This is a genomic window from Paracoccus kondratievae, assembly GCF_009301415.1.
In the GTDB taxonomy this organism is placed as follows: domain Bacteria; phylum Pseudomonadota; class Alphaproteobacteria; order Rhodobacterales; family Rhodobacteraceae; genus Paracoccus; species Paracoccus kondratievae.
Genome location: NZ_CP045073.1, coordinates 165637 through 184910, shown reverse-complemented (window position 1 = coordinate 184910; position 19274 = coordinate 165637). Strand labels below are relative to the sequence as shown.

Here is a 19274-nt window from a genome sequence, read left to right as displayed (position 1 = left end):
CACATAAAAGCCCGCCAGAGTGGCGGGTGATTTGGAGTTGTTGGTACCCACCTCAGAACGTCAGCCCAGCAGCCTCTGCCATCTGGCGCAGGTGGATGCCGACAACCAGCGTCTCTTCGTCGCTCAGATTGGTGCGATACTGCAGCGCCGCGAACACGCGCGATGCACCGGGGAACGATGCGGAATAGAGCGCACCGATGCGCAGCGGGCCGGCCCCGTTCAACTCACGATCTGTCGCGGCACCGGCCACCGACACGTTGCCCGTGACATGGTTGCGCAGCCTTGCCTGTCCGGTCGCGGGGATACTGGCGGAATAGATGCCCCAGCCGCTGGTGTCAGAGGTCACCGAGGCCGAGCCGCCCGTGCCGCCGATCCGTCCGGTGTTGACGCTCATTACCGTGCTGCCGGCCGAGACATACAGACTCGTGCCAATTGTGCTGGGGCCGCCATAGTTCCCGAACGCCCCGACCGCGCTATCACTGGTCTCTCGGAAGACGAGGAAGAGCGTCGAGGCGATAGTTTCCTCGACGCCCGTCTCGATGTAATTCGCGCCGTCCAGTGCAGCGTATCCGTTCTGGAAGTTGGGATTGCCGATGATACTGACCTCGGTGTCAGCACCCCAGTTGACCGCCGCCACCTCACGACCATAGCCAAGAAAGAAGGCCCCACCGAGACGATCCGCATAGGGGATCGAGAATGCCCCGAGGGGCGGATATCCGCTGCCCGGCAGGGACACGTTACCCAAGTTATGAGCGTGAACGATAGCCATTTCAGACTCCAATGAAATGCGAATAGATTTGATCGGCATAGGCCAGCGATCCGGCCTCGTTGAGATGCAGCGCATCGGCCCACAGACCGCCGCCATAGGGACCCCAGCTGTCGAGCAGGTTCAGGAACTCGCAGCCGTTTTCGATGGCCAGCCTGTAAGCCGCATCGCGGTAGGCGCTGAGCGGCGTGACCGCTGCCCCGTCCGACTGCGGCGGCACGACGATCAGAATGCCCACATCGGGCACCCAGGCGCGGATCATGGTGATGAACGCAGTCAGCCCCTCAATGTAGGTCGCAACCGTTGAATAGGCGTTGCGATAGTCGTTGGTCCCGAGGTTGATGATGACCAGATCGGGATCGATGTCGGCCCAGACATCGCCCACGAGAGGGGCATAGTCGCGCATCCTGTAGCCGGTCAGCCCGCCGTTGCCGAGTTTGGCAATCTCGATCGGGGTGTGGCGGACATTCATCACCCCGCAGAAGACCAGCCTGCCATCACCGCCCGTCTTGGTGATCGTGAGGCTGTTGAACCCTGTGCTCAAGCCAACGATCTCGGTCGCCGTGAGCTCGCCATCTGCATCGGCTTCCGTGACGCTGACAGGAGCCCCGCCATTCACGCTATAGGTCCAGGAGGCCCCCCACTTCCGCGTGTAGATGCGCGCCGATACCGCGTCTAATGGGGTGATTGTGATCGTCTCGCCATCGCCCGTGGTGTGGTAATTCTGTCCGTCAGGGCCGGTTCCGTATGGCCAGTCGCTGTTGGTCGAGGCGTCCTGCCGCGTCCATCCCGCTGATGCGGTCAGACTTCCGCCCGCCCATAGCGACCCATTATTGGCCTGGATGAACGATCCCGTAGCACTGGAGGTTTTGACGGATATCAGATCAGCCAGCATGGACGGGATATTGGTCATTTCCGACCAGCTGTCCCCTGTCATGGCGATGCGCAGCTTTGTGCCCGCAACCCCGGCGCGGGCCAGGCTCAGCTTGCGCCGCATCCGGTGCAGCGTCCGGCCATCGCTTGCAACCGGAACAACGGTTGAAGGGAGTCCCGTGTCATCAACAGGCGCAGGCAAGCCAAAGGCTCGAAACCGGCCCTTCGCGTCCAGCCAGGAAACAACCCGGTCCCCAGCCGTAATGAGCGGCACAACCGCGCCATGAGGGACGCGGGAGACGATATCCTTGACGGCCTCCTGACGCAGATGCCGGGCCATGCCTTTGGCGTCGAGGTCCCCATCCTTCAGCCAGACAGCGACCTTCCCTTCGTCGGTGGTCACGACAGGGACCAGAGGTGGTTCAGACTGGATTCTGGTCAGCGACCTGATCGCAACCTGCAGGTCGGACGCTGTGAAGCCACCCGCGATGACACGCCATTCGCCTGCGGCCACCGTTCCCGTGTAGCGGAGGAAATAGACCCGTTCCGCCCGCCAGTAGCCAGCTGGCAGAGCAGCGCCATCCATATCGACAACGCGCCGCCCGCCGATGCCGTCAACATCAAGCAGGATTTCTCCATCCGCATCCGCAACAGGTTTGATGGCGGCCGTGTAGGCACCGATGACCGGGAAGTCCAAATCGGAGATACCAGACGACGCGGAGATCGCGTTCGCTGTGCCCGCGATATCGGTCAGCTTGATGATGCTGCCTGCCTGCATCTGGCGGTTGCGCGCTTCGGTCTCCGCGGTCAATCGTGCCTTCAGGGCTGGCGTATCCTCTGCTCGCTGCCACCAGGTTCCATCCTGCGTCTGTGCGTGGATATCGGGCAGCACCGTGCCCGGCGGGGACGACAGACGCCGCCAGGTCACGACCCCAGCGGTATTCGCCACACTGATCTGGTCGGTGCCGTCAGGCGGCGTTTGGGACGTGATATCGCTGTTCGAGGTATGCCAGACACGGCCGTTGCCAAGATCGGCACGAATCGCGTCGTCAGCAGCCATGCGTTCCTGCACCTCGGCCGCGAGGGGGGAGTTCGTACCACTGCCGCCATTGCCGAGCAACTCGCCCAGCGTCGTGATCAGCATTTTCCTTGTATTGCCCTGATGGTTCACGACGACACTGTCAGCGAGTTGGGTCGTGGGCAGGTTGTTGGTGGCGGTCATCAGATCACCTCAAGGATAAAGGGGCCGGCGACCGGGCCGGGCACGCCATCTCCCGACTGCGGCTCAAGCCACAGGTAATGGGTGCCCTGCGCGAGGCAGGCAGTGGTTTGCATGAAAAGCGCCGCCGCCGAGATACTGCCGTCAAAATCAGCATCAGCGGCGAGGCGCCAGCGGTTGTTGCCCGAGACCGCTTGAAGCAAGCCGCGATATTGGCCGTTGCCGACAATCATATCGCCGGGGACGGTGGAACCGCCCGTCAGGCGCGGGGTCAGGGTGCCGGCTGTGCGGCCGGCAACGGTCAGGCCATAACGATACCAGCGCCCGGTCGTGGTAGTGACCCCATGCGACAGATCCCCGGCTGCACCCGCTGCATGGCCAGCCCCGGCGCCCAGGATGGTCCAGCCGTCGCCGGCCTCCCAGGCATTGGCCGTGAGCAGATTGGTCCGCGTGGTGTCACCGACGGTCATGGAATAGCTGCGCGAGGCGGCGACCTCGAGAGGTGCGCCGACGGCATCAGTTTCACGATCAAGCACGGCCGAGGTCGAGCGGTAGAGCTGTATCTGGGCGAGATTGGCATCGGTGCCGGTGACGAATTCGATCCGGCCGCCACCGAGCAGTGCGGTGACGCTGACATCACCGTCATCGAGCGCGGACGGAATGCCTGCACCGCCGGTGCCGATCGTATAGGTGATGGTCGGACCCCAGGGGCCTGCGATGTCGGTATCCGATATGGCGCGGGCGCGTATCTCGATGTCCTGGGCGTCGTCGTAGCCGGTGATGCGCCCGCCGCCGTTCGCAGCGGGAATGATGGTGCCGGTCCAGCTGGGCGCGCCTTGCGCACGATGGTCTATCTGGAACCGCGCCGAACTGACGACGCCACTGCCAGGCTCAATCAGATATTCGATTGCCAGCGCGCCGGCATCGGTCGGGCTGGTGGTGATCTGGACGAAGCGCGGTGCCGAGGGCTGCAGCAGGTTCTCGTCGATCTCGGCACCGACCCGCCCCGACCAGGCCGGGATCGGGGTCGCGTCGGTCAGGATGTCGATCTCGGGTGCAGCGTCGACACAGCGCAGCAGCGTGCACATATCCTCTGTCGCCTCTGTCTGGGTCACGACCGCGCGGATGCTTTCCTGCCCTGCAATGCCGAAGAGGATCAGATCATCGGCGACCGGCATCGGCCCGGAACCGGTGACTGTCAGGAGCTTTGCGGTGCCGGGCGCGTTAACGATAGCTCTGACATGCGAGACGCCGATGGTGTCCTCTTCGGTTATCTTGCGAAATCGGATGGCATAGTCGCGCCCGGCGATCATGGTGACATCGTCGTCGAGCAGGATTCTGTTGCCGACCACGTCCCTGACCCGCGCGGCCTTCTGGACCTGCGACAGCACGTCATGGCTGATGACTACGGTGTCGCCCCGGGTCGCGACCCGGGCGGCGCCGTCCTGGGTGACCTCGTAAACATCCGGCCGCAGCTCTGCTTCGTGCATGCGCCGGCGGGCTTCGCGGAAGATCAGATCCGGGTCTGTGATGCCGGGCATATCCAGCGCCTCGGTCAGATCGATCGGGCCGGTGTGGCCCGGCCACGGCACGATGCGCTGGTTCTCCTTGAAGTCGTTGGTTTCGTCCTGAAAGCGGATGATCAAGCCGTGCGGATGTTCAGCATAGGCACGGCGGCAGGAGAAGTTGAAGGAGTTGCGCGGGGTGATGTGATCGACGATGAGGTCGGACGGCCGGTCGATGACGACACCCCAGCGCAATCCGTCATGGCGTGGTGTGGCGCGGCCGGCGGCAGCGATCTCGGTCAGCACGTCGCGCAGCGAAGTACCGGCCTGATCCAGCACCCTGTTATAGGAGAGACCCTTCAGCCGGCAGAAGTTATGCCAGTCCTGAAGCTGCTCCAGATCGATGCCGGCATCCGTGACTGCTTTGGGGTTGGCGGGATGCTGCAGCACCAGCCGGTAGAGGCTGGCCGGGTTGGAGGTTGCACGGGTCACCCAGGTCCGGGTCTGATGATCCCAGTCCAGACAGATGCGGGACACCAGGGCGCTGAAGTTGTCGAGGGCACCCGATAGCTGATGGGTGGCCTTGACCCGCACGGCCACCAGCGACAACGGGCGATCCATCGCAATCGGATATTCGGGCCGGATGGTTTGCAGCGCGGCCCAGACCGTACGTTGCTGGATCTGGCTGTTGTCGCTTTCGTCAGTGAGCATGGTCAGCCGGACCTCCCAGCGACCGCGTGTCGGGAAACTCCAGGTATGCTGACGATAAAATGCCTCGGTTTTCTTGCCCGAGATATTCAGCGTGGTCACCGCCTGCCATTCCTCGGCGCCGGCCAGACGCTGTTCGACCCTGATCCGCACGGTGACGGTACGCTTCTTACCCTCGTCGGTGAATTTGATCAGGCCAGCCGGGAACGCGAGGATGATCGAGCCACGCTTCGCATCCGCTCCGGTGGTGCGGATCACCGGGGTCTCAATGCCGACCGGATCGCGAATGACGAGCAGCGGTGGCCCTTCCGGGTTCGTCGGGTTGGGAACTTCTTCGATGATCTTGGCCACTTCGCCGCTATCGTCGCGCGGCAGTGGCCGGGTCAGATCGACACCGATCCCCTCTTCGATGACTTGCTGCGGAAACAGGCTGCAGGGCAGATCCGAAGCCAGCCCCTGGCGCACTTCCATCTGGATTTCGTCGAATTCGCCGACCGAGGTGTCGCCGATGCGGAAGTCGGTCGGGATGGTATGGCCTTCGCCGAAGAGGAATATCGAGCGGATGTACTGCCAGTCGCCGACGATCTCGGTATAGGGCCGCGCGGCAAATGGCGGCGCATAGCGGATGCTGCCGAGGACGAAGGGCACGGCGCCGTCGGGATCGAGCCGGTTCTTCCAGCCGCTGATGGAATAGGAGCTGCGGTTTTTTTCCTGATCTGGCTGGACCGGTGGCACCAGAGCGTTGATCAGGAGCGAGCCAATCAGGTTGACGCCCATGCCGATCAGGGCCGAGGCCGCGCCGATGGCGGTGGCGCTGGTGCCCCAGCCGAGGGCACCGGCCAGCGTCGGGCCGAACATGGTACCGATCGCCACGGCGGCGATGGCGACGACAACCGAAAGAACGGCCCGCAGCGCGCCCTTGCCGGGCAGCACCCGGATGACGACGCGGATGCCGGGTTTCGGACGCACCGCATGCCAGAGGTCGAAACCGATGACGCTGGAGCCGTTGGCGCCGACCAGCGCCACGCGCACCAGCTTCAGTTCCTCGGCGGAGACGCCCGGCAGTGTCTGGCACACGATCTGCATGAGCGTCAGCCCTTCTGGCAGGGTCAGTTCGACGCGGTCCATGCGTAGATCGAACTGTGAAGCGGCAAGTACGGGAATGCCGGCGGTCCTGATCATCGACGGGCCTCCGACAGGATTTGCACGGGGCGTTCAACCGCTCTTGAAACGTGCCTGTAATGGCCTTGAAAACGGTGCTTGTAGGGACCGTCGCGATAGGTCTGTACCTTGGCGTGATCATCAGCGACCATGTGGATCATCAGCCCGTGGCGGATGACAATACCGACATGGCTGGACCAGCGGCCGCGCCGGAACAGGGCAATGTCAAAGGCCATGGCGGGTCCCGAGACCGGCACCCAGAGCAGCGAGGCCCGGTCACGGTCGATCAGTGCCGCCACCTCGGCCAGTTCGTCCGGAGAGGCATAATCGCCCAGGTATTCAGGCAGGCTGATGCCCAGTTCCTCGCGATAGATGACGCAGGCCAGGCCCCAGCAATCGCAGCCGGCACGGGTCCGGCCGAGGTCCAGATAGGGAATGCCTATGAACCGATCAGACCAGCTCATGCTGCACCTTCCTTGCCAGCATCAAAGCGCCCGGCCGGCGTGAGGATGCCCTTTCCACGTTTGCTGATGAGTCGCCCGCGTTCCGCGAGCTCAGCGACTGCTGCACGACGCCCTTTTGTCGATGCCTTGCCTTCACGATAAGCCTCGGCAAGCAGGGCGCGGGCGGCGGGTGACAGGATCGAATGCATGGCGGTCATAGGTGCAGCCCCGGAAATCGGTTTTTGATCAGGCGGCCGGACGGGAAGGGTTCCAGCTCGATCTCGTCGCGCGAGAGCGCGAGAACGATCTCGCCGCCGGTGATCTCGGCCGAGACGATTTGCAGCCCGGACCATTCGGCCTCGACGTGGTCCGGGCTGTCGGCCATCACCACCGCCATGCTGACGGTGGCGGGCGTGGTGAAGGACCGGATGATCTCGACCATTCCGGCGTCGAGGTTTTCCAGCACCAGCGTCGCCTGGGCCGGGGCGTCCTCGGCATCGCCCGGCAATACGGCCGAGGCGATGATCCAGAGCCACGGGTCGTTGGCATGGCTTGCACCCTTCCAGGTCGAAAGCGTGCAATAGATCTCGGGATCGACCGAGAACCGCACCGCATTGTCAGTCGAGAGCCGGATCGGTGCTTCAAGATCGGGATGCTCGATCAGAAACAGCACCACCTCGATCTCGCCCGAATATTCCGACTCATGGGCAAGGCGCGCGTTAAGGGACAGGCGACGGCTCATGGCAACACCCAGATTTGAAAGGACTTCAGGAATTTGACCTGATCGACGACAGTCTCTGCCGGTGGCTGATCGCCCCAGGCACAGAGCCAGCGCTCGCTTAGCGTCAGCGGCTCTCTGGTCTGGGCATTGACCCAGAGCGGTTCGCCCGATCCCGTGGTCAGCGGCCAGCCATCGGTGCTGGGGTCTGGCATCCAGAACCGCAGCGACCCTTGCTGACAGGTTTCGCAAAAGAAGCGATCGAAGATCGCGCGCTGGTCATGAGTGAGCTTCACCACCATGGAGACGGATCTGGCGACCGAGGAAAACCGCCGCCGATAGCCCGGCGGGCCGGCATCGTTCTGACGCTTGCGCCGCGCATCCTGCGGCTGAAGCTGCCAACTGTCACGTTGCGGGGGCGGGAGCGTTGCAGGCCATGTGGCGATCATGCGTTGCGCCTCCGCACCGCAGGGGTCATGCCCATGTTGCGGAATGCCTTGGCAGCTGCGCCGCCGCGTTTGTTGACACCGCGCGCCACCATGTCGGACACGATCAGGTCATATTGACGCTGGCCCCGCGCATCGGTGCTTTCGTGGATCTCGCCCACCTCGGCCGAGCTGTTGTTCACGACATTGATCACTGGCCGGGTATCGACCGGCGCAACCGGGATATTGGCGGCACCGCCCGAGCTGCGTGACGACAGTAGCTGGCGGGTCAGTTCCGCGTTCATGATCCGGGACGGGCCAGTGAATTCCAGCTCCGGGCCGTTTTCCCCAACGATCCGCAGGCCACCGCCGAAATCCCCACCAAACGCAAATCCGGGAATACCCAACGCTCCAGCCACCACTTGGCCCAACCCGCCGAGCAGTGCATTAAGACCGCCTTGAGTGCCACCTTGCGCAAAGCCCTGAAGCGCCTGACCGAAGACACCCATGCCATTGCCGAGGGTGCCGAGATCCGCAGTCGTGGTCTGGGTGGTGGTGCCAAACTTGGCAAGCGCAGCTTCGGCAGCCGCGACACGCTTGGCATAGGCCTCCGATCCGGTCGGGTCGGCCATCGAAAACCCCCTCGGCCGCTCGAAACCGAGGAAAGCCTCGGTGGCGCTGCGGGCATCTGTCGAGGCCAGCAAGCGCCGATAGGCCGGGTTTTCCGAAGTCATCAGTTCCTGCCAGGCGAATTCCAGCTGGCGGTTCACATCGCCGAGATTGCCTGCCCCGCCGATAAAATCGAAGAGCTTGCCCTTGCGGTCGTTGTGCTGGAACAGGCCGAATGCCTGACCGTTATCGCCCCGTGCGAAGGGATCGAAACCGCTCTCGGCGGAAATGTTGCCCATGATGCCGGCGATCTGATGCGGCTTCAGGCCCTTTGAGGCAAAGAACTGCCAGGCTTGCGCCTGAACCGAATCCGCCCCGCCCAAGCCCGAAAACGACCCGGGCGCAGCCGCGCCGTTCGCGGCGCCGGACATGCCCGCCAGGAGCGACATGACGCCGGGGCCTCCGATCACCACGTTCGCGGCCTGGACATTCATGGCGCCGACATTGGTGGCGGGCGCCGGGATGGCGATATCGGAGCCGTCGCCCCGGCCGGTCAGGCGCGCCCAGATGCCCTGCAGACCGCCAACATCGTTCATGGTGGGCAGATCCTTCCCGAACAGCGCATTCTTGCCCGGGTTGCGTACCGAGAGGTCAAAGAGCGTCCCGGCGACGGCCTTGGCGGCTTCCTCCAGCGCCTCCTCCCAGTCGCCGTCCATCAGCTTGTCGAGAATACTGTCGAAGGCGCTTTCGGCTGCGGCTTCGACATCCTCCCAGGCGGTTTTCTGGCGTTCGATGCTACGGGCCAGCGCATCTTCCTCGACGGCGGTCTCGCGCAGCTGGCGTGCCCGCTCGCTGGTCGCGTCGATCCCCTGGCGGCGGATTTCCTGTTCGGCCTTCCAGAGTGCAAGAATGCGCGACCGCACCGCCTCGGACTGGCCGAGGAGCGCCTGTTCCAGCTTCAGTTGCTGGATGCGTTCCTGCTGGCTGCGGGCCATTCCTCGTGCGGCGGCGATCTGACCGAAGGGATCGGCCGAGGCCAGGCCCCGGGCCTGTTCCCATTCCGCCATAAGCTGGCGCTTGCGCTCCTCGGAGACCTGGAGGGTTTTCAGGGACTCGGCATAAGCGCGCCGCTCGGCCGCGATCTGCAGCTCCTTCACCTGCAGGCTGTCCCGGCCGTGCAGGGCGATGGCCCGGTTGATCTCGGCCTGCTCGCGCAGGCTGGCCGACATCTGGTCGGCCTTCCGGCCGGCCTCGCTGTCCTTGATCTGCTGGGCACGCTGCTGTTCCACCGCAAACAGCTTCTGCGCCAGCGCCAGCAGGCCCGGGGCGAGCCCCATTTCCTTCAGGCGTTCGTCGTTGACCTCGCGTGCATGGCGGGCACGCAGGGCCTCGACCTCGGCGCTGTCCTTGCCGAATTTCAGGATCGCGGCGGAAAGCTCGCCCTGCCGGGTGAGGTCCGCAAAGAGCGCGTCGGATTCCTTCTTGCGCGCCTGGGCGCGCAGATCGGCCGAGGCGGCGAGATCGGCATCGAGCGCGGCCATGGCGCGCAGTTCCTCGGCGCTGCCTTCGACCACTTTCATCTCGCGCAGCTGGATCGCCAGATTTTCCCTGGCCTGCCGGGCACGAACAGCCTCGACCTCGGCGCTGTCCTCGCCAAATTTCAGGGCAGCACGTGACAGCTCGGCCTGCTGTTCGGAGGCGCGCACCATCTCATCAATCTGGCGGGTGATGGCGTTGGCCTTCGCTGTCCCATTCAAGAAGGCTTCGAGTTCGGCCATCTGCTGGGTTGTTGCGCCCAGATTAATCAGCATTGTGACCAATTCATCATTCAGGTCGGTAACAGGACCGCCGCCTGTGAATTCCTCGACCAGATCCTTGACACGCTTGACGGCTTCCTCTGCCTTTCCAGCCTTCGCCAGATCGATGATTTCACCCTGCCGGGCACGGTAGTCGTCGTAGGATGGACCACGCCCTTCGGTGATATCCGCATACCTACCGCGATTGATGTTCTCGGTGAATTCCCGACGACCCTCGCCCCAGAGTGGCCGGTTCAGTTTCTGCCAGAAGCTCAGATCAATCGGATCCGACAGTATCTTATCCAGAGAAAGGCCAAGCTGTTTCAGTTCAGCAGCGCGATCCAGCGCTAACAGCACCTCGGTGAGTTCCCGAATATCACCCGTCATGCTGCCGAAGGTTTCATCCAGCTTATGGTTGCCCAGCAGCTCCATGTGGTCCTTTACCGATGCCATGCGCGCTTCAAGCTTTTGCAGCCGGTCATCAAGCGATCCGGCCGCATCGCCCGAGGTCAGCCATGAGGTCACCAGCGGCGCGCCGAGGGCGACCACTACGCCCAGTGCCGCGCCGAGAGCGCCGAACCCGCCAAGCAACTGCGGCAGCTGCTGCGCGAGGATAAGCCCCAGCGCCTGACCACCCTGCATCTGAACGATGATGTCGGTCATCTGGTAGCTGGCGTTCTGCAACCCGCCCGCCATGGCAAAGCCACCTTTGCCGATGGCCTTCTGCCGGGCCTCAAACAGCTGCATCACCCGGTTGGCTTCGTCCTGGGTGATGGTGCCGTTGCGCACCGCGCTGGTGGTCAGGTTCTGCACCCGGGCGAACTCGGCCTGGGCGCGCGCCGCCGGATCAAGCGCCAGCGTCAGCTGCCGGATCTCCGTCGCCTCGGCTTCGATTGCGGCCTCAAATGCCCGGGCGCTCTGCGCGGCCGGGCTTTGTGCCCGCACAAACCCTTCGTAGCGCGCCTGCAGCTGAGCAAGTGTCCGGTTGGCGGCGGCCTGACTGGTCTGGCCCTCGGCAAGGGCACGGTTCACCACTGCCTGCGCCTCGGCCAGTTCCCGTTCCGCCCGGATCAGCGGATTGAGGCTTTCCTCGATCGAACGATAGGCCCGCGCCGCCTGTTCGGCCCGTTCACGCTGGAACGCCTCGTATTCGCGGCTGGCTTCGAACACACTGGCACTGTCGCGCGCCGATTTCTGGCTGGCACCAAAACCGCTGAAGGTGCGGTTGAGCTTTTCGGCCATGCGCCCCTGCTCGGAGGCGGCGACTGCGGCAGATCTGGCCGCAGCTTCGGCCTCGCGGCGGATCTCGCGCAGGCCCTCACTGCCCTTGCGCATCTCTGCGACCAGGGCGCTGGCATCGGCTGTCACCGTCAGGGATGCGCGCATGTCCGTATTGCTCACCGCTCGGTCCTCATGAGTTTCAGCGCCTCACGTTCAAGGATCATGAGGCCGTCCAGCAGCCGGGCATCGGGATTGATGCCCAGCCAACGCGCCGTCACATCCACGGCGGGCAAATCGAGCCCGATCGGGATAGATGGGCCGAGACCTGCCGATGCGCGGAGCCAGCGGTTGTTGCTGGCGAGGATGAGACGGATCAGATCGTGATCCGATGCAGGCAACAGGACATTGCTTACCTCACCCTCGCCAACCATTGTCCGCGCCATGGTCATGGCCTCGGGCCGGGTCATGCCCTCGGCCATCAGATCCGCAACCAGGTCTTCCGAGATCGCCGCGCCGCCCCAGATGGCCTGCGCGGCGCGGATCAGTTTTTTTCGCGGATCCCGGGGACGGATTGCGACGGGATGCCCAGCACCGCCTCGGAAAGCGCGACATCGACCGCGATGCGCACGGCACGCTGGCGCAACAGCTTGTCACGGTTCTCGGCGCTGAAGGGCAGTTCACCCCCGCCCTCCACCGCAATGCCCTTCCAGCCGACCCACCATTTCGCCAGACGCTCGCGCGTCACCTCAACCATTGCTGTCGCTGTCTCGGCTTCGACCGGGGCAAAGATCTCGAGCTCGTCATCGGGCATGAGAAACATACCGGTGAATTCCTGAACGATCTCGCCGTCAGCAGTCGGCAGCCTGACCCGGACGGGCCATTCGAAGGTATAGCGGTCGGTAAAGGTGAACATGCGGCTCTGTCCTTGAAGGGGTGTTGAAGGGGGATTACGAGAAGCGGATTTCGATCTCGTCATTGCCAGCGCCTGTCGGGCGGAAGACCAGATCGAGGGAGATGCCGAGATCGCCATTCAGGTTCTGCTCACCCGACATCTTGATCTGCACCTGCGGTGCGGTGATCGAGATGATCTGCCCGGGGGTGTTGCCCAGCGTCCAGACCAATGGCTCGGTCACGCCGTTGCGGATCTGGGTCAGCAGGTCCTTGGTCGCCAGCGCCGGCCATTTCACTGTCATCGAGCCGGTGCAGTTGCGCGGCGTCAGAGTGGTGTCCTCGCAGTTCATGTAGGTCTCAGCCTGCGGCTGGCGACCATCGTTGAAGCTGAAGGCGGTGCAGCAGAGCTTCTGGCCACCGAGGGTGAACGCGAACATGTTTTCCGGGGTGCAGGTCAGGGCGCGCGGCCAACCCGCGAAATCATGGGCGACCGGATCGAAGGCGATCGGTGCGACATACTTTCCCCGGCGCGAGAAACGGAAGAATGGCTTCTTACCGGTCTCGGCCGTGAAACTCACCGAACCGCGCACCCCGGCGACGTTCTGCATCAGGGCACCGTTGCGCAGCTGCATGGTGCAGGACGGGATTGGCAGTTCCAGCGCCAGCGGCGTAAAGACGGCATCGCCATCATCATCGGCCACGGCCCAGCCGCTGGATTGCAGCAGGTGCGCATAATGCGGCGGCTGGCCGGCGACAGCCGGCGGCGCGGCCTCGATCTCGTAATCGGCACCTGACCGGACGTTGGTCACGTCATCGCCTTGCGCGCCTTCCGTTCCGGTCACAAAATCCATCGCCTGGTAATCGGCTTCGAGATTGTAGAGAGTGACATTGCGGGCAAGGATGGCATCCGTTGCCAGCGTGGCGATGGCGGTGCCGGGTACAGTTTCCAGCTTCTCTCGGATGAGGCGCTGCGCAAAGCGTGCCATGTTTTTCTCCTTCAACTCAGTGGAATGCGCCGGTCAAAGCGCAGCGTGAATTCGTCCTGCCAGAACATGCCGCCCTGGGCGTCGACACCGCTGACGAGCTGGCCCCGCGAAAAGCGGAAAGCCTGATCGGCACCGGCGGGTATGAAGCGGCCGAGGCCAAGCATGACGGCCTCGCGCAGTGGCTGAAGATCGGTCGCGGCCCGGGTGCCGGTGCGATCGGCGATATCGCGCACCGCCATGATCACCGCGATCCGGCCGGTGACCGGCTGCTCGATCATGTCGTCGCTGGCATAGCGGTTGTCAGCAGCGGTCTCGGCCAGTTGCACGATCCACGCGGACGGCCAGCGGATGGTCTCCCGGCGCACGGCCGCAAGGTCGCGCGCCTGCCCGACCGAGACGAAGGCCGGCACAGCAGCGCGCAGGAAAGCGGCGACGGCGATAGGATCAATCTGAAGCATCACTGCATCCCCCCGCCGAGCAGGCCCGAAAAGTAAGCGACGGTCAGATCGGCGATGTCCTCACGCTCGCCGGTCGAGATGCCGAGATAAGTCCGGCGCGGGATCGTTACCTCGCCCACAACGACCTCCTCGCCATCGGCCAGCATGAAATGCAGCCCGCCCGCCGTCTTGGCGCGGATGATCGCGCCCTCCTGGTGGACGCCGGCGTAAATGAGATTTGACCCAACTGTGACTTCACGCGCTTCTGGCGCGGAGGTGATCGACCGCGCCAGATGGCCGGTGGAATGCAGTGTCGGCCCGCCAAAGACCTCGGCGCGAAAGCTCTGCGGCCAGGCGATGCCGTCGGGATCGATGTTGGTGACCGTGATGCGCTCGACCGCGCCGTTGACCAGGACGCGGCCGATAGCATCCATCAGCTCGAACAGGTCCTCGCCGGCCGCCGCAATCTGATCGAGATCCGACAGCGCCCCGAGGTCGTCGAGATCGAAGGTGATGCTGACACCGGTCATGTCAGTAGCCTTTCAGGCTGTCACGGGTAATCAGCCGCTCGGGACCATCCGTCATCGCCACGCCCGGCGAAGTCAGCTCGCTCGGCCCGTCGCCGTCGTCGCCGATGGCGGTCTCGCCGTCCCGGATGGCCTTCAGCGTCTCGATCGCATCCTTGCGCAACCGCTGATAGGTGGTCATGTCGTGGCCGAGATTGACGTAAAGCCGATGCATGGCCAGATCGCGGCACAGCACAGTCAGGAGGTGCGGCGGTTCGGCCAGCGGCAGCGACGTGACCACCTTACCGATATAGCTGTTGATCTCGGAGGTGGCATCGTTCAGCGCCCGCACGAGGCGGTCGTCGGACGGTGTCCCGGTGCGCTCGAAATCCGTGAGGAGCTCAAGATCGCGGGCCGGGATCACCTCCTTCAGCTGGTCGAGGGACGCATAGGGCATCGGTCAGTTCCGATCAGCCGGGCGGACGGAAAACCGCGGGTCGCCGTTGAGGATGGCAAGGTCGTAGGCTGCCAGCTCGCCGGCCGGGACATGGGTTTCTCCCTTGGGCCAGCGCCGGCCGGCGCGACGGCGACCGCCCTCGCGATGGCAGGTGACGATCCATGCCGGATTTGCAACGTTGATGTCGGTTCCCGCCGGGACGATCGGCTGCGCCTCGGCCGATAGCCCGTCGAAGCTTTTGATAGTGAACGGGCGTTCCGAACCCTTGTAGTGTCCGGCGGGAAGGTCAGACCCTTCCTCCCCGCCGGTTTGCCCAGGGACATCCGCGCCCTGGGCATGATCGGGGGTGTCGGCCGCAGATGCGGCGCCGTTACCCCCCTCGGTATCCGTGTTCCCGGCCGCACCGGTATCGACGGCGCCTTGATCGTCTCCGGCCGCAGCCGTGATCCTGTCCTCGGTCGCGTCGGTCGCGTCCCTGGCCTTGTCTTCAGCCTTGGTCTGTGCGGGTTTGCGCGCCATGATGGCCTCCTGTCAGCTTATCGATGGGGGCGCGCGTAACGCCCCCACGGGAAGATGACCGCCGTCAGATCAGCGTAAGCCGGTTTTCGACATGCAGCTCGGCGCTGCCGCGCCAGACGTTGGTCGCGCCAGCGGCATTGCGCTCGGCGATCAGCAACTCGCGTGCGGCACCTTCCAGCGTCGAGGGAACCACCAGCAGTTTCGGGCGCAGATTCAGCTTGCGGCCCTTGTGACCGCGCATGCCGTTCATGGCTGCGCGCGCCGCCTTGTAATTCTCCGCCGTCAGTGGCTGGCGCGAGGCAAAAATCAACTGCCAGGCCCCGAAGCCAGCAGCACAGCGACGTTTCGCGCCCCAGACAAACTCGTCCTGCCAAAACACGTTGTCGTCGTTGAGGTTGGTCTTGGCGGTAATCCTGGGCGCTTCGCGGTCCTGAAAGATCAGCGGCTTGATCGCACGGGTGGTATCAACCAGATACCAGGCCGCGCCGGTGCCCCCCTGGAAGTTCGAGACCGAGGTTTCCGAGCCATCTTCGCCAACAACCGGGTGATCAGCGTCGAAGAACATCTGCCCGTCATAATGCTCGGTGGTAAACCCCTTCTCCAGCTGATCCCACACGAGATCGTCGGGCAGCTCCGCCGCGACCTGTCCCATATCGTTGATGATCGGGGTGAAAAGGCCGATCTGGTTGTCGCTGATGTCGTCGGCAGGAACGGCGATGGTCTTTTCGAATTTCCGGTTCGTGATGGTGAAGCCGTCTTTTTCGAGACGCTCGACAAAGCGCTCGCCGACCCATTCGCGCATGGGGCCGAGCTCGGAGAGCTTGGGATACGCCTGATGCCGGGTCGAGGACGGCACCGTCATGGCGATGCGCCCATAGGTCGTTTCAGTGCCGGTCAGGCGGGCGTTGAAGGCGGTGGTGAACGCCGTATTCAGCGCCGCAAGGGAGGCTTTGGTAATATCCATTGCGGATCTCCGATCAGAGGATTTCGACGGTGACGCCCTCGGGCGTCACATCCAGGCATTTGCCCGCAACCAGCGTCCCGGCCGCGCCGACCGTGTTGTCATCGACAACAAAGACATCGGCGCCGATATGGGTGCGGCCGATCGAGCCGTCGCTGGCGACGAGGAAGGGGCCGCGATCTGTTTCGACCGAGGTTTCGCCGGCTGCGCCCTGGGTGTTGTCGGCCTCATGGAGCGCCACGCCGCGCATGACCGGGGCGGCAGGGGCTGCCGGGATGGCGTTGCCAGCGGCATCGAGCGCGACCAAAGCACCGCTAAAGATATGGGTGTCGGCGGCAACCGGATTGCGAAAACGGCGGCCTTCGCCGACACGGGTGCGGCCGGCATTCTTCTCAAGTGCAGCCATGATCAGGCGCCTTTCTGTTCAGCGTTACGGGTGGCGAGGAAGTCCTCCTCGGAGACGCCCATGGCCGAGGCCATCTGAAGTTCGATGTCGGTGAGCTTGTCGGGGCTCGGTGCCGGGGGCTGCTTTCCGGCCAGCTTGCGCGTGCCGAGTTCGACCATGACCGGGGCCGAGGCAGCCCAGCTTTCGAAAGAAGCGAGATCCTTCGAGGCAAGCTGGGTCGCCCATTCCTCCATCGCCGGGGTGAGCTTGCCGGCCTCACGGGCACGTTCCAGCGCGGCATCGGCTTTGTCCTTGCTGACGTCTTTTTGCAGCGAGGCAAGCTGGGTCTGGACCTCCTGGAAAGTGGCCATCGGCACGAAGGCCCCCGGATCGGGCGCTTTCTCGGCCAGCTTTGCGCAGATCTGGGTGACGGCGTCCTCGCCCTCTACGCCGGCTGCCTTGGTGATGGAGGCAAGCTGGGTCTCGGCCGTGGCGAGCGCGGTGACGCGCGCCACGATGTCTTCGGGCTTGTCGGCCGCAAGGCCGAGGACACCCGCGATCTGCTCGATCGGGTCCATGGAGATTTCCTTTGAAGCAAGTTGACGGAGTTGGGGCAGTGCCGGGATGTTTACGAGGCCGGCGCCCTCGATCAGCACCACCTGGCCGTCCTTCCTGTTTTTGAAGACCGGCGAGAGGAAGCGGTAAGACCGACCTTCCAGCGCCGCGCGTCCTTCCGCCGTCCATTCGACGGAGGCCATGATGCGGCCGCCCTCGGCCTTCATGCCGGTGATCCAGCCTGCCGCGCGGCTGTCCTGTTCGCCCTGTTTCGCAAATGAGCGGTGATCGAAATCGATGGGCAGAATGCCACCCGCAGCCGACGCGAGACTGGTGCGGATAACGGTCTCTGGATCATCCAGGCGCAGGGCGAGCCTTGCGCGCCCGTCACCCAGACGAAATTCACCCACCGGCATCAGCTCGATCCACTCGGCCGGGTCGGCAGGCACCGCCACAGCGGCGCAGATATTTCGGGTCAGGTTGGTCATGGCGACCACTTGCCACGACCGGAAAAATAAATGCCCCGGGATGCAGTTCCCGGGATGTTGCCTGCCCCGGTCGCGCCGGACGGGTCAGGGTCGGAACGGGATGGTATTCAAATCCGCCGCAGCGCGTTCAAAAAGGCCCATCTCCACCTTTCGGGGAGCGTGGGCCGTCCGGGGCGTCAGGCCGCCTCTGGGGCCGATTTTTCGGGGATGCCTCCGATGGCCCGGATATGGGCCTCGGCGTATTCGATCTTGGCATCGCGAAGGCTGCTCGGCTGCTCGGCGCGCAGCTCGTCCAGTCGCTGCTGCCAGGCGGCAACGTCGAAGAGGTCGGGATCAGGGCGCAGGGCGGACATCGGACAACCTTCGAACCAGATCGGCATTCGCGTCCATGATCTGCCGGACGCGCTCCGACATACGCCAATGATAGGTCACGGCCCCCATTTTCTCAAGCCAGAGCAACCGGGCGTGAAAGAAGATCTGGGCGGCGTGTTCATTCTGCCGGAGTTCATCAGCGAAGCTGGGCAGATCAGTGGCGTAATGCCCCAATAACCCCCGAAGGCTGCTGCCGGGCACTCGGGTCACACGCCACATGGACCCGCCCGGCGAAATCGCCGTGATGGCATGGGCGACATAGTCATCGAAGGTCAGCAGGTCCTCGGTCGAAAGCGCGGCATCGGTGATATGGCTGTGCAGGAGGCTCGATCGCTCCGGCACGTCCAGGCCATCCAGAGACACCGCATTGGGCCTCTCCGGGTCCGCCGTCCTCATGGCCACGGGCCGCGAATCCGCATCGGTGATGATCAGCGTCTCGCGTCCGTCCGACAACCGGCGCAGCCGCAGCCCCTCGATCAGGCCCTTTTCGGTGACGCGCCGTGCAGGTGTCAGGTCCGGCGTCATCCGCTCCCAGTCCGCCCCGATGTCGAGCCAGACCGCACCGGGGTTGGTGTCGAACCCGGGCTGGATGCCGCGCGCGATCATGTGAACCTCGCCGGATCGCTTGTGGGTCCATTCCTCTTCTTCCAGATCAAGAGGCGGGTCGACCGTCCGGCCATTGCGCCGCATCCAGCCTTCGGTGCGCTGAATGACAACGCAACCGCAGAAATACCCGTTCGGCGGATAGATCTTCAGCCAGATCGGATCGTCGACCCGCCAGATCCTGTCATGAAACCGGGCGTGGTCATGCCGCTTCGTCGGCCGTTGAATCTGGATGTAGTGCAGATACGGGAAAGCCGTCTTCGTGCGCTGGATCGCTGCCCAGTGCCCGGCGGCATGGGCGGTGCGCATATTGGTGTCGAAGATCACCCGCAGCCGGTGCATCGAGCCGAGCCGGACCAGTTCGGTCTCGCCGGTGACCGGGTCCTCCATCTCGGTCTTGCCCCACCAGCCCATGCGCTGCAGGCGCGGCGCCAGATCCTGTTGGAATTCGCCAAGCGGCCGGCCATCTGCCAGCGCCGATTCCACCGCCTCACGGATCGCCCGGCTGACATCGTCCTGCATCGCCTTGGCGACGACCCAGTTGCGCGCATGATCCTCGCGGAAATGATCAAGATGATGGAACCGCTGGAGCTCGTGCGCGAAGCCCTTGGAGCGGAGATATTCGATGGCTTCGCGGTGCGGCAGCGGCTCCAGGACTGTCTGGGCCATG

20 protein-coding genes are annotated in these 19274 nt (G+C 64.2%); all 20 read right to left on the bottom strand.

What is annotated here, in order from left to right; all coding sequences use genetic code 11:
- Window positions 1-52 precede the first annotated feature (52 nt).
- Window positions 53-769, bottom strand: coding sequence for a hypothetical protein (locus F8A10_RS12225; protein WP_152367481.1), 717 nt, complete (start codon window positions 767-769; stop codon window positions 53-55).
- A 1-nt stretch (window position 770) separates the two neighbouring features.
- The gene (locus F8A10_RS12220; protein ID WP_152367480.1) at window positions 771-2861 is read right to left on the bottom strand and encodes an SGNH/GDSL hydrolase family protein; all 2091 of its coding nucleotides are present in this window, start codon (window positions 2859-2861) and stop codon (window positions 771-773) included.
- Window positions 2861-6253: a host specificity factor TipJ family phage tail protein gene (locus tag F8A10_RS12215; protein WP_227493493.1), complete on the bottom strand. Its 3393-nt coding sequence runs from the start codon at window positions 6251-6253 to the stop codon at window positions 2861-2863. Before F8A10_RS12215 ends, F8A10_RS12220 begins: the two co-directional genes overlap by 1 nt.
- Window positions 6250-6696 carry a C40 family peptidase gene (locus tag F8A10_RS12210; RefSeq protein ID WP_152367479.1) on the bottom strand — a complete coding sequence of 149 codons (447 nt, stop codon included), beginning with the start codon at window positions 6694-6696 and terminating at the stop codon, window positions 6250-6252. Before F8A10_RS12210 ends, F8A10_RS12215 begins: the two co-directional genes overlap by 4 nt.
- Window positions 6693-6893: a hypothetical protein gene (locus tag F8A10_RS12205; protein ID WP_152367478.1), complete on the bottom strand. Its 201-nt coding sequence runs from the start codon at window positions 6891-6893 to the stop codon at window positions 6693-6695. Before F8A10_RS12205 ends, F8A10_RS12210 begins: the two co-directional genes overlap by 4 nt.
- The gene (locus tag F8A10_RS12200; protein ID WP_152367477.1) at window positions 6890-7417 is read right to left on the bottom strand and encodes a hypothetical protein; all 528 of its coding nucleotides are present in this window, start codon (window positions 7415-7417) and stop codon (window positions 6890-6892) included. Before F8A10_RS12200 ends, F8A10_RS12205 begins: the two co-directional genes overlap by 4 nt.
- Window positions 7414-7842, bottom strand: a complete 429-nt coding sequence (locus tag F8A10_RS12195) for a hypothetical protein (protein ID WP_152367476.1) — start codon at window positions 7840-7842, stop codon at window positions 7414-7416. The genes F8A10_RS12200 and F8A10_RS12195 overlap by 4 nt, the downstream gene beginning before the upstream one ends.
- Entirely contained in the window at window positions 7839-11624 is a 3786-nt protein-coding gene (locus F8A10_RS12190; protein WP_152367475.1) for a phage tail tip lysozyme, read from the bottom strand. The genes F8A10_RS12195 and F8A10_RS12190 overlap by 4 nt, the downstream gene beginning before the upstream one ends.
- Complete coding sequence (locus F8A10_RS12185; protein ID WP_152367474.1) at window positions 11621-11923, bottom strand: hypothetical protein; 303 nt, start codon at window positions 11921-11923, stop codon at window positions 11621-11623. Before F8A10_RS12185 ends, F8A10_RS12190 begins: the two co-directional genes overlap by 4 nt.
- 62 nt (window positions 11924-11985) lie before the next feature.
- The gene (locus F8A10_RS12180) at window positions 11986-12357 is read right to left on the bottom strand and encodes a hypothetical protein (protein WP_152367473.1); all 372 of its coding nucleotides are present in this window, start codon (window positions 12355-12357) and stop codon (window positions 11986-11988) included.
- Between the two features lie 34 nt (window positions 12358-12391).
- On the bottom strand, window positions 12392-13321 hold the full coding sequence (locus F8A10_RS12175; RefSeq protein ID WP_152367472.1) for a phage tail tube protein: 930 nt from the start codon (window positions 13319-13321) through the stop codon (window positions 12392-12394).
- 11 nt (window positions 13322-13332) lie between these two features.
- A complete protein-coding gene (locus F8A10_RS12170) occupies window positions 13333-13779 on the bottom strand; it encodes a phage tail terminator protein (protein WP_152367471.1) in 447 nt (148 codons plus the stop codon).
- Window positions 13779-14288, bottom strand: a complete 510-nt coding sequence (locus F8A10_RS12165; RefSeq protein ID WP_152367470.1) for a phage virion morphogenesis protein — start codon at window positions 14286-14288, stop codon at window positions 13779-13781. The genes F8A10_RS12170 and F8A10_RS12165 overlap by 1 nt, the downstream gene beginning before the upstream one ends.
- Window position 14289: 1 nt before the next feature.
- Entirely contained in the window at window positions 14290-14721 is a 432-nt protein-coding gene (locus F8A10_RS12160; RefSeq protein WP_152367469.1) for a gp436 family protein, read from the bottom strand.
- Between the two features lie 3 nt (window positions 14722-14724).
- On the bottom strand, window positions 14725-15240 hold the full coding sequence (locus tag F8A10_RS12155) for a hypothetical protein (protein ID WP_152367468.1): 516 nt from the start codon (window positions 15238-15240) through the stop codon (window positions 14725-14727).
- A gap of 64 nt (window positions 15241-15304) precedes the next feature.
- Window positions 15305-16204 (bottom strand): Mu-like prophage major head subunit gpT family protein, encoded by a 900-nt coding sequence (locus F8A10_RS12150; protein WP_152367467.1) that lies wholly within the window; start codon window positions 16202-16204, stop codon window positions 15305-15307.
- A gap of 13 nt (window positions 16205-16217) precedes the next feature.
- Window positions 16218-16607: a hypothetical protein gene (locus tag F8A10_RS12145; protein ID WP_152367466.1), complete on the bottom strand. Its 390-nt coding sequence runs from the start codon at window positions 16605-16607 to the stop codon at window positions 16218-16220.
- A 2-nt stretch (window positions 16608-16609) separates the two neighbouring features.
- Window positions 16610-17629: a phage protease gene (locus tag F8A10_RS12140; protein WP_152367465.1), complete on the bottom strand. Its 1020-nt coding sequence runs from the start codon at window positions 17627-17629 to the stop codon at window positions 16610-16612.
- Between the two features lie 176 nt (window positions 17630-17805).
- Window positions 17806-17982 (bottom strand): hypothetical protein, encoded by a 177-nt coding sequence (locus F8A10_RS21110; protein ID WP_193668270.1) that lies wholly within the window; start codon window positions 17980-17982, stop codon window positions 17806-17808.
- Window positions 17963-19273, bottom strand: coding sequence for a phage head morphogenesis protein (locus F8A10_RS12135; protein ID WP_152367464.1), 1311 nt, complete (start codon window positions 19271-19273; stop codon window positions 17963-17965). Before F8A10_RS12135 ends, F8A10_RS21110 begins: the two co-directional genes overlap by 20 nt.
- Window position 19274: the final 1 nt, after the last annotated feature.

Excerpts from the sequence above, each read along its gene's own strand:
- F8A10_RS12205 (WP_152367478.1), bottom strand. The coding sequence starts at position 6,893 with ATGACCGCCATGCATTCGATCCTGTCACCCGCCGCCCGCGCCCTGCTT.
- F8A10_RS12175 (WP_152367472.1), bottom strand. The coding sequence starts at position 13,321 with ATGGCACGCTTTGCGCAGCGCCTCATCCGAGAGAAGCTGGAAACTGTA.
- F8A10_RS12180 (WP_152367473.1), bottom strand. The coding sequence starts at position 12,357 with ATGTTCACCTTTACCGACCGCTATACCTTCGAATGGCCCGTCCGGGTC.
- F8A10_RS12200 (WP_152367477.1), bottom strand. The coding sequence starts at position 7,417 with ATGAGCCGTCGCCTGTCCCTTAACGCGCGCCTTGCCCATGAGTCGGAA.
- F8A10_RS12160 (WP_152367469.1), bottom strand. The coding sequence starts at position 14,721 with ATGCCCTATGCGTCCCTCGACCAGCTGAAGGAGGTGATCCCGGCCCGC.
- F8A10_RS12185 (WP_152367474.1), bottom strand. The coding sequence starts at position 11,923 with ATGGCCGAGGGCATGACCCGGCCCGAGGCCATGACCATGGCGCGGACA.
- F8A10_RS12135 (WP_152367464.1), bottom strand. The coding sequence starts at position 19,273 with ATGGCCCAGACAGTCCTGGAGCCGCTGCCGCACCGCGAAGCCATCGAA.
- F8A10_RS12220 (WP_152367480.1), bottom strand. The coding sequence starts at position 2,861 with ATGACCGCCACCAACAACCTGCCCACGACCCAACTCGCTGACAGTGTC.
- F8A10_RS12155 (WP_152367468.1), bottom strand. The coding sequence starts at position 15,240 with ATGGCGCGCAAACCCGCACAGACCAAGGCTGAAGACAAGGCCAGGGAC.
- F8A10_RS12170 (WP_152367471.1), bottom strand. The coding sequence starts at position 13,779 with ATGCTTCAGATTGATCCTATCGCCGTCGCCGCTTTCCTGCGCGCTGCT.
- F8A10_RS12150 (WP_152367467.1), bottom strand. The coding sequence starts at position 16,204 with ATGGATATTACCAAAGCCTCCCTTGCGGCGCTGAATACGGCGTTCACC.
- F8A10_RS12165 (WP_152367470.1), bottom strand. The coding sequence starts at position 14,288 with ATGACCGGTGTCAGCATCACCTTCGATCTCGACGACCTCGGGGCGCTG.
- F8A10_RS12140 (WP_152367465.1), bottom strand. The coding sequence starts at position 17,629 with ATGACCAACCTGACCCGAAATATCTGCGCCGCTGTGGCGGTGCCTGCC.
- F8A10_RS21110 (WP_193668270.1), bottom strand. The coding sequence starts at position 17,982 with ATGTCCGCCCTGCGCCCTGATCCCGACCTCTTCGACGTTGCCGCCTGG.
- F8A10_RS12215 (WP_227493493.1), bottom strand. The coding sequence starts at position 6,253 with ATGATCAGGACCGCCGGCATTCCCGTACTTGCCGCTTCACAGTTCGAT.
- F8A10_RS12195 (WP_152367476.1), bottom strand. The coding sequence starts at position 7,842 with ATGATCGCCACATGGCCTGCAACGCTCCCGCCCCCGCAACGTGACAGT.
- F8A10_RS12210 (WP_152367479.1), bottom strand. The coding sequence starts at position 6,696 with ATGAGCTGGTCTGATCGGTTCATAGGCATTCCCTATCTGGACCTCGGC.
- F8A10_RS12145 (WP_152367466.1), bottom strand. The coding sequence starts at position 16,607 with ATGGCTGCACTTGAGAAGAATGCCGGCCGCACCCGTGTCGGCGAAGGC.
- F8A10_RS12225 (WP_152367481.1), bottom strand. The coding sequence starts at position 769 with ATGGCTATCGTTCACGCTCATAACTTGGGTAACGTGTCCCTGCCGGGC.